The sequence below is a fragment of the Vibrio sp. B181a genome (assembly GCF_030248375.1).
Classification (GTDB): domain Bacteria; phylum Pseudomonadota; class Gammaproteobacteria; order Enterobacterales; family Vibrionaceae; genus Vibrio; species Vibrio campbellii.
Genome location: NZ_JAHGAD010000061.1, coordinates 1 through 8,171, shown reverse-complemented (window position 1 = coordinate 8,171; position 8,171 = coordinate 1). Strand labels below are relative to the sequence as shown.

Genomic DNA, 8,171 nt, shown 5'->3' with positions numbered 1-8,171 from the left:
CTACGCGTCTTGCGTCTCAAATCCTTAGTGTTTGACGTTCAGCGTTTAGCGTTTAAATTTTAATATTTTGGGCGCTACCTTTACGGGTGGCGCCTTATTCTCGGAGTTTATTTTGTGAATATTGAAGATAAGTTGGAATTAGTAAAAGACAGCCAAGTCATTGTCGGTATTAAAGAGGGAATGTTTGTGCGCTTTTACGAACAATCGCTTTTTGGATGGCAGCAGTGGGTTTCAACACAGCCTCATTTACCAACACTGAAAGTGTTAGTAAAGAAAGTGAAGAAACTGGGTAATCAAGAAATCGTGTATGGTGGACTGCCTATTGAATCATTAACTCGGAATGGTATTGACGTTGGCAATGAAAATACGATTTTGCTAAAAGATGAAATTGATTTATCGGGCTGGGATAAATGGAGAGCGGAACAAACAAATAAGGTGGCAAATATGGATGCCGTGTCACTTCTGGATGATAGCTTTGATGTTTTGAACGACGGAATGTCAAATTGTACACGATACATTCGATTGTTTTTACCCGAACATTTAGTAAAAAGAGCGCTTGAAACCAAAGACTCCGACTCTTCACTAGCTTGGTTGTTGAGTGCAGTGAAGCACGCGGCATCATTTTAATAAGACGACTTTAGAAAGAACAGGGTGCATAGCGGCAATAGCCGCGCTCAGAGAACGTTAACGTTACGGCATTAACGAGCGGGCCCTAGTATGTTATCGGCATTTATGACCCTTTGGGTTATCAAGGGAAGCAAGTCGAAAGGCGACACTTCGAATAAACAATAAATGCAAACGCTCGTGGTTGGCCGACCAACAACAATTACTGGTCGGCGACGGTCAATGGCTCGAACTACAACAACGTGAACCTCAACAATGGCAACGTCAACAGCAACAACCCGAGCAACGAGAACTACGCGTCTTGCGTCTCAGGCCAACATAAATTTTCTGGAGTCGTCTTATTAAAATAAAGTCCTTTTTTAATCGTGAAATGTTCATAGTATGCGTTGTTTGGTAGGAGGTAACGCTTGAGTTCGCCAAAATGGCAATGGTAAAGGCTTTGTCGCAACTTGCAATGGTTGGCTTGGTTTAGTAGTCCATAGTAGCTGTTTATCGTAGATTGCATCGCCTTGAGTTGAGTGTAAAACGGAGCTTGATGAATGTCTTTTTTACTCCAAAGACCTCGGGAGGGCTTTGTTTTAGGCGCTGAACCCTTCGATGTTAGAAGGGTATTGAAATAGCGCAAACGGTTCTTTAATGAATCAATGGTGCTTTTTCGAATATGCTTATGGTGTGGGTAAACACGAAAGCCAAGGTAATCAAATCCATTGTCGACTGAAGATATTTGTGTTTTGCAAGGATGCAATTTTAAATGCAGGTTTGAATGAAGGTAGCGTTCAATTTGAACTTTCCAGTATTGCAGTTTTTCTGGTGAATCGGCCAGAAGAAGTAAATCGTCCATATATCGAATATACCCCTTAACACTAAGGTTATGTTTGATGTAATGGTCTAGAGCGTTGAGATAAAAATTTCCAAATAACTGACTGGTCACACTACCAATAGGCAAACCAGTGTGAGCAGTGTTTTGAAATTGAAGTCTTTTATGGTGTGGAATTTTGTTTAGTAGATGCAGCTTACCTGTTTTTTGGTTTGGTTGCGCGGTTGCATCATGTTGCACGATAAGTTCGGTGACTGTTGTTAAGCACCATTTGCGAAGAGGGCTTAACGTTGAACGTTCAATGAGCGAGCGCAGTTGATTGATGAGTGTGGCTTTATTAATGCAATTGAAATAACTATAGATGTCTAGCTGAAGCCCCCAAGAATGGTGAGGCTGACGCATGCATTTTTGCGCTTTACATATTGCCGATAACGTTCCTTTGCCTTTTCTATTGGCGTAGGTGTCGTTAATTAGTCGCCTCTCCATCATAGGTGTGAATTGCAATGCTACCCACATTTGAACAATGCGATCTCTAAAATCAGGCGCGTAGACTTCTCTGAGTTTAGGCTCTGTTATCGCGAAGTGATGGTAAGGCCTAGGGTGATAGGTGTTGGTTAATATTTGAGTGGCTAAATCACAACAAATCGTTGGGAAATTCAGGGCGTTTGCGGACTTTTGTTGGCTGCTTCCTGACAGTGTCACACAATGCAATAGTTCAGCAGAAAGCTGATGGTGATATTTGAGGTTAGGATTTTGAATAAGATGTTTCGTCATCATCGTATCTACTATGATTTGCAAAAATTATACAAATTATATTGGGGGCAACATCAGCATTTACCAAGGGCTTTTCGATTTACAACAGGAGAGCAAATTTTAAATGAGCTTACCCAAAGCATTCGTTGCTCGGTTCAAGCTAATTTATATGGAAAATTAAAAACAGGAAAACGGAAGGCTTTTGAATGGTTGTTTGAGCTTAATGCGAATTTGGACGTAGTGCAAAGTTTGTTAATGTTGGCGTGGGAGTTGAAATTTTTATCTCACGGCGCGCTCGTTTTGCTTACTGAGCAGCTCGAATTGATTCAGCGGCAAGTGGTGGGGTGGCGTAAATGGTTTCAGAGCCAGTTTGAATAAGGTCGGTTCGTTTTCCATGAATATAAATAGTTACAGCGTAAGCAATGGCATGGACACATCACCTCCCCCAATAATGCTACATTTTTATGTTTAGCTTACTAATAGGACGAGATATACATATGGCAAAGATTATCCGAGTTGGCGTCGATTTAGCAAAAAATATATTTCATATTCATGCTGTTGATGAAGATGAGAAGACTATTTGGCAGGGAAAGTACACTAGAAAAAATTGGATTAATGCCATTGTTAAACGAACTCCCCAAACGGCCATCATTGGTATGGAGGCGTGTGGCTCGGCTCATCATTGGGCAAGAGAACTGTCCAAGTTAGGATATGAGGTAAAACTCGTGGCTGCTCAGTTTGTTAAACCTTATGTCAAAACGAATAAAAATGACAAAGTAGATGCTGAAGCTATTTGTGAGGCGATAAATAGACCAAATATGAGGTTTGTGGCTGTTAAAACAGTTGAGCAGCAAGATCTGCAATCAATGCATCGAATTAGGGAAGAGTTAATCTCTCAAAGAACAGCAAAAGCAAATCAAATCCGAGGATTAACCGCTGAATATGGCATAGTTGCTCCAGTTGGTATCAGTCACTTACGTAAATGTGTTCCCTTGTGGTTAGAGGATGCAGAAAATTCCTTGTCATATTTATTCAGAGAATTACTACAAATTATGTATGACGAGTTGCTCCTGTTGAATGAACGTATTGATTGTATTACAAATAAAATCAAGAATAGTGTCAATAATTCCTTAGCAGCCCAGCGTTTAATGAAAATCACAGGAATTGGACCTTTGGTTTGCAGCGCATTACTTATTGACCTTGGGGATGGACGTGCCTTTAAAAAAGGCAGAGATTTTGCCGCGTCATTGGGGCTTGTTCCTCGTCAACATAGTACTGGGGGCCAAAACCGATTATTGGGTATTAGCAAAAGAGGTAATGGGTACCTGAGAAAGTTATTAGTTCATGGAGCAAGATCTGCATTCAGACATGTAAAGGACAAAGCAGATCCATTGAGTTTATGGATTAAGAAACTTAGTCAAACGAAGCACGCTAACGTCGCGATAATTGCCTTAGCAAATAAAATAGCAAGGATTTCATGGGCAATAGTCGCTAAAAATGAAGATTACAATACATCGTTAGCCGCAGCGGCATAGCTGTAAGAAGTACGTATTTTAAGTGATACATCAATAATTGCTTAGTAAGAAAAGATGAATAATAGGTAAGACCAACATCAACAAAACCCTATAGAGACAAAGAGTTAATAGCTCGTGTAAGCGATTGGGAGTTAATGTGCGGATAACACCATCATGGTTCGATGCATAAATGAAGCATCATTAAAGAAACCGAATACACGTAGGCAGTTATACCTTCATATTCATCAATTTGTTACTTGCAAAAAAGGATGTGTCCATACACGTCTTTAAATCTGCACCTTCAATGACATAGCAAAGATCGATAGCCTACCTGCTCAATGTAATTAGCTCACAGGTAGCCATCATGTCTCGATACAAAAGCCCAATTAGAACACCGCAAGAGTGGCAACATATTGTCCAAGACTTTTACCGTAGCGGTCTGTCGTCCTCCGAGTTCTGTAAACTTCATAACATCAATATCAAAACGTTTGGTAACAACCGCCGTAAGTTCAGTGACTTGATAGAACCTCCAACAGAGGCACCATTCATTGAAGTATCGAAACCTGATGTTGAGGGGCATCCAGAGTAAGCGTCTGCGAATCGACTCATTGACTTTCAAGCATCAGCACAGATACCGCCAACGAAGGCGGTATCTGTCATTTGAGCTGTATTTTGCTACGAGGATGGAGGTTCGGTTTGTGGCATGTTCCAAGGAAGCAGATGACGATGATCATCACCGTATTTCAACTTAGGGATTTCTCGCAGTACGTATTCTAGATATTCATACGGTTCGCAGTCGTTCGCTTTTGCCGTTTCGATAAGGCTGTACAACACTGCACTGGCGCGAGCGCCATTGTGAGTATTGCTAAAGATCCAGTTGTTTCGTCCAACCGTGAACGGACGTACTGAACGTTCCGCGCGATTGTTATCCAGACTTAATCGACCATCATCAACCACACGCCTCAGCTTTTCCCATTGATTGAGGCTGTAGTTAATCGCGACCCCAAGCTTGCTCTTAGGTAGCACCTGAGTCGCAGACTTATCTAACCAAGCTTTGAACGCCTTCAGTAATGGCAAGGTCTTTAATTGCCTCTGCCGGTACCGCTCTGCTTCGGGTTTATCTTTTATCTCTTGTTCGATGCGATAGAGTTTCTGGAACCACGTGATGGCCCACTGGATTTTGCCACCTTTGCCTTGTTTTCCTTTCGGCTGACTTTGCTCCGCTTCAATGAACTTGCGCCTTGCATGCGCCCAGCAGCCAACCAGTTTCGCTTCCGTTTTCTCGTAGGCTTCGTATCCATCAACATGCAAGTAACCATCGTAATCCGATAAGTACGACGCTGGACAGTGGTGTCCGCGGCTTCCGTCTTGGTAATCGAACAAGACGATACCTGGTGATTGCGCATCGCCTCCTCGGTCGCGGCCACATCCGTACAACCAGATGTAGCTTTTCTTTCTCTCATCATTCAAGACCGTCAATGTGGTTTCGTCAGCGAACAGCACCTCTTGAGCAAGTAACGTCTCTTTGAGCAGCGCGATGAGTGGCTCTAGCTTCTCGGCACACTTCAGTATCCACTGACTCATCGTTTTACGACTCAGCTTGATACCATACTGACCGACAGAAAGAAGTCCAAGGGGCGTAAAGCTAAAAACTGGAGTGGTTCTCCCCAGAGAAATACGGTGAGCTTATCCCATGCCAAAGGTGAAAGAGAGCCATGGTTGCTCGTCTCTAATCTGCCGGGAGAAACCTGGTTTGCAGAGCGTGTCGTAGCCCTATATACCCAACGGATGTCGATTGAAGAGGGCTTTCGGGATACTAAAAATGAACGTTATGGGTTGGCTCTTAACTTCAGTGGTAGTGAATGTCCCAAGCGTATTGAGATCTTATTGATGATAGGCATGTTGACTCAATTTGCTTTGTTGGTAGTAGGTAAAGTTGCTTATATCAAAGGTTACTACAAGGATTTTCAAGCAAATACCATTCGAACACGCCGGGTACTTTCCTACTTTTTTCTCGGTAAAGAGTTGATAGGAAGAGAAGCTTACTCATTTAGCGTGAAGGATCTGGCCTTAGCCGTAGGAGGCCTCAAAGCGATAAGTGCGGCAGAGTTCCGGTGAAAAGATGTGGGGATCCCTCAGCCTCTAAACCCAACATAAGTCACAAATAGTCAATGTAGTGTTAATATTGTCACTTACATTTTTCTAACCAACAAAACTATGCTAGGCTAAATTATGAACATAACCTGAAAAACATAAGAAAAAGTTACCATAATAGAGAGATAAGAATGGAAACAGGAAAACACACACACACCGAAAGCAACCCTCTCTACTTAGTGTGTGTTTTATTTTTCTTAATATCATCAATTACCATCTCAATAGCAATAATAAGAACAGAGCTAAAAAGCATGGGAGACCTCTACATAACAAAAATAGACAAAGTAATTAGAAATGTAGAAAGGGAGACCATTCTAGCTATAAAAAACATAGATGACTGCCAAACTATTGAAGATAACCTCCTTTATTCGAATGATATTAGAGAGTTAGTCGTAATAGATAACTACCACGCGACCTGTTCCTCCAAAAGAGGAAAGATAAAAGAAAGCATCAATGTTAAAAATAGACTCGACAACCTAAGGCACCATCTTGTTTTTTGGGATATAGACGAAAAACCGTCAGAAAGAACAATAGCATTTATAAGCCCAGCATTGAATAGAGAAGGTAGAATCATTATATCCATAATTGATAGAAATTATTTGATTGGAGGCTTATTTGACATAAATGAAACTAATATCTCTAAGATGATGGTTGATATTTCAGGGAAAACTTACCCCGCACGTACTCAGTTTCGCTCAGACTATATACATAACATTTCAAGCTCAAATAAGTATAAATATAGCATTCTAATAGAGGTAAAAAGAAGCTTTGTTTACACTTCTATCATCCATGCTGTATTAATAAGCACTATTATTACACTTATAATATTCGCAATATCACAGATGGCATTAAAAAAAACAAAACAAAGAGGAAATATATTTTTAGATTTCCAAGAAGGGCTAAGAAGAGCCGAGTTTTATCTAGAATATCAGCCAATCGTTGATGCTTGTAGTTGCAAAGTAAAGAGCTTAGAGGCTCTTGTGCGCTGGAATCATCCAACATTAGGCTTAATCCGACCGGATACTTTTATTCCTCTTGCTGAAGAGAAAGGTTTGATAAATGAACTCACGGACTACATTTTAAAATGGGCATTAAAAGAACTCGCCTTATCCAAAAAGGCTGGCAACATATCCCTCAGTGTGAACATACCTCCAACGTATCTTGCTTGTAATAAAAACCTGTTCAAGTTAACTTATTATCAAAGACAGTTTTCAAAGCTAGGCATTGAACTAGTAGCCGAAATAACTGAAAGACAACTACTTGACAAATCTGGGATACAGACTCTCAATGAGCTAAAAAAAAGTGGGTTAAAAATAGCAATAGATGACTTCGGTACAGGTCATACATCTTTATCAGTTATTCAAGAACTTAACTTTGATTACCTAAAGATAGATAAGTGTTTTACCGATACGATTGGATTAAACACAGTAAACTCTACCGTTTTAGACACAATCATAGAGTTAGGGCATCGATTAGATGTAAAAATAGTTGCTGAAGGAGTTGAAACAAAAGAGCAATTTGACCATTTGAAATGTAACGGAGTGCAAAAAATGCAAGGCTATTACTTTTCTAAACCTATTCCTTTAAGTGATATAAAAATAAATTAGTTATTATGCTTACCAAAGGATAATACTAAAGCTAATAAAGATATGGAGTTTGTAATGATAACGTTCAATTTGGAATATTTTTTAAAGCTGTTGCATGCTTTATACACTCACAAGAATAAAGATGAAAAATTTAGTAGATTAATGACATTTGAAGACTTCAGAAGGATTGGTTTAAGTACTAACTCAAATGGAAAGATTCAAGATTACTTCGTCTATCATCTTCAAATGGTACAGAATGAAAATTTGGTTTGTACTTTCAAGCAAGATAGAGAAACAAGGTCAACAAAAATTTATTTTGGCCTAACTGAAAAAGGATATGCTATGTGCGATGCCCTTTTTGAAAAAGGTGCTAGGGAGTTTTTACTAAAATTAGGAACTAATGTTAACTTTGCTGTTTGCCAGAAAGCATGTTTCGCGATCGGCAGTGATATTATTTTTTCTGAAACGAAAAGTGCCCTCTAGAAAAGGCAGAGCCTTGCTCTAATGCCGATCAGTTAAGACTTTAATCGGCAGATCAGTTGAATGATCCTACCTGTATGTAAAAATCCGATAGACCCTGTTTATCGGATTTTTTATGCACGTTTCTCAAGCCCTCGACATCATCAATAGTTATAAACCCAGTCAAGTTGAAACACTCGCTGACCTCCTGCCCATTGAACTCATTAATAGTGCTTACGACCCCCCCTCTGGCAGGATAGAGCT

At 40.1% G+C, this 8,171-nt stretch carries 9 protein-coding genes; 7 read left to right on the top strand and 2 right to left on the bottom strand.

Annotated features, from left to right (window positions below; translation table 11 throughout):
* Window positions 1-114 precede the first annotated feature (114 nt).
* Entirely contained in the window at window positions 115-627 is a 513-nt protein-coding gene (locus KIO97_RS21870; protein WP_285383942.1) for a hypothetical protein, read from the top strand.
* A gap of 289 nt (window positions 628-916) precedes the next feature.
* Here the strand turns inward: KIO97_RS21870 and KIO97_RS21865 are convergent, their stop codons facing one another.
* Entirely contained in the window at window positions 917-2,218 is a 1,302-nt protein-coding gene (locus KIO97_RS21865; RefSeq protein ID WP_285383941.1) for an RNA-directed DNA polymerase, read from the bottom strand.
* Between KIO97_RS21865 and KIO97_RS21860 the strand changes: the two genes are divergently transcribed.
* The 3 genes from KIO97_RS21860 to KIO97_RS21850 all read left to right on the top strand — a co-directional run bounded on the left by KIO97_RS21860 (window position 2,204) and on the right by KIO97_RS21850 (window position 4,297).
* Window positions 2,204-2,572 carry a four helix bundle protein gene (locus KIO97_RS21860; protein WP_285383940.1) on the top strand — a complete coding sequence of 123 codons (369 nt, stop codon included), beginning with the start codon at window positions 2,204-2,206 and terminating at the stop codon, window positions 2,570-2,572. The two genes, KIO97_RS21865 and KIO97_RS21860, sit on opposite strands and share 15 nt — an antisense overlap.
* Window positions 2,573-2,691: 119 nt before the next feature.
* The gene (locus KIO97_RS21855) at window positions 2,692-3,729 is read left to right on the top strand and encodes an IS110 family transposase (RefSeq protein ID WP_285383939.1); all 1,038 of its coding nucleotides are present in this window, start codon (window positions 2,692-2,694) and stop codon (window positions 3,727-3,729) included.
* Between the two features lie 343 nt (window positions 3,730-4,072).
* Window positions 4,073-4,297 (top strand): hypothetical protein, encoded by a 225-nt coding sequence (locus KIO97_RS21850; protein ID WP_285383938.1) that lies wholly within the window; start codon window positions 4,073-4,075, stop codon window positions 4,295-4,297.
* Window positions 4,298-4,383: 86 nt separating this feature from the next.
* Here the strand turns inward: KIO97_RS21850 and KIO97_RS21845 are convergent, their stop codons facing one another.
* Complete coding sequence (locus tag KIO97_RS21845) at window positions 4,384-5,313, bottom strand: IS66 family transposase (RefSeq protein ID WP_285383944.1); 930 nt, start codon at window positions 5,311-5,313, stop codon at window positions 4,384-4,386.
* Between KIO97_RS21845 and KIO97_RS21840 the strand changes: the two genes are divergently transcribed.
* From KIO97_RS21840 to KIO97_RS21830, 3 genes are all read left to right on the top strand, one after another.
* Window positions 5,284-5,826: a transposase gene (locus tag KIO97_RS21840; RefSeq protein ID WP_306417227.1), complete on the top strand. Its 543-nt coding sequence runs from the start codon at window positions 5,284-5,286 to the stop codon at window positions 5,824-5,826. The two genes, KIO97_RS21845 and KIO97_RS21840, sit on opposite strands and share 30 nt — an antisense overlap.
* Before the next feature lie 167 nt (window positions 5,827-5,993).
* Window positions 5,994-7,469, top strand: a complete 1,476-nt coding sequence (locus KIO97_RS21835) for an EAL domain-containing protein (RefSeq protein ID WP_285383937.1) — start codon at window positions 5,994-5,996, stop codon at window positions 7,467-7,469.
* A gap of 54 nt (window positions 7,470-7,523) precedes the next feature.
* Window positions 7,524-7,931, top strand: a complete 408-nt coding sequence (locus tag KIO97_RS21830) for a hypothetical protein (protein WP_105068881.1) — start codon at window positions 7,524-7,526, stop codon at window positions 7,929-7,931.
* Window positions 7,932-8,171 lie beyond the last annotated feature (240 nt).

Excerpts from the sequence above, each read along its gene's own strand:
- KIO97_RS21860 (WP_285383940.1), top strand. The coding sequence starts at position 2,204 with ATGTTTCGTCATCATCGTATCTACTATGATTTGCAAAAATTATACAAA.
- KIO97_RS21865 (WP_285383941.1), bottom strand. The coding sequence starts at position 2,218 with ATGATGACGAAACATCTTATTCAAAATCCTAACCTCAAATATCACCAT.
- KIO97_RS21855 (WP_285383939.1), top strand. The coding sequence starts at position 2,692 with ATGGCAAAGATTATCCGAGTTGGCGTCGATTTAGCAAAAAATATATTT.
- KIO97_RS21850 (WP_285383938.1), top strand. The coding sequence starts at position 4,073 with ATGTCTCGATACAAAAGCCCAATTAGAACACCGCAAGAGTGGCAACAT.
- KIO97_RS21835 (WP_285383937.1), top strand. The coding sequence starts at position 5,994 with ATGGAAACAGGAAAACACACACACACCGAAAGCAACCCTCTCTACTTA.
- KIO97_RS21830 (WP_105068881.1), top strand. The coding sequence starts at position 7,524 with ATGATAACGTTCAATTTGGAATATTTTTTAAAGCTGTTGCATGCTTTA.